1 protein-coding gene is annotated in these 454 nt (G+C 73.8%); it reads left to right on the top strand.

Annotation, left to right across the window (positions count from 1 at the left end):
• The coding region (locus I0Q12_RS26530) for a hypothetical protein (RefSeq protein ID WP_197256285.1) at window positions 1–454 on the top strand (454 nt) is incomplete at both ends.

Below are 454 nucleotides of genomic sequence, written 5' to 3'. Positions count from 1 at the left end.
GATCCGGACACGACCGCGGCGATCGAGGCGCAGTCCGGGACCCCGGTGACCTACGCGGACCTGACACGTCCGATCCGGGGCGACGACCCGGCGTTCGTGATCGCGGCCGGCACCGAAAAGGAGCGGGTGATCGGTCACGCGGCCGCGGCGGACACCGCCGCCCGGCTCGCGGCCCGCACCGGCGTCGACTACGAGTCCCGCACCCACGCGCACGGGCCCGCCGATTCGGAGGCCGCGGTGCTCGAGCTGCTCGTGGCCGCCACTGCCGGTGCCGCCCTGGTGGCGCCGCAGGAACGCGCGGAGTCGTTCGAGGACGAGCTCGCCGATCAGTGGGTGACGCACCTGTTCGTCGGGTCACCCGGCGCGCCCCGGTTCGACGACGGAATCCCCGAGGACCTCGCGGCGATGGTGTTCGTGGACGTGCAGCCGGAGCCCGGATACGAGGACCTGCTGG

This window comes from Rhodococcus sp. CX (assembly GCF_015865005.1).
GTDB lineage: Bacteria > Actinomycetota > Actinomycetes > Mycobacteriales > Mycobacteriaceae > Rhodococcus.
Note: the sequence above shows the minus strand (reverse complement) of the source record. Positions and strands in the feature narration are given on the sequence as shown.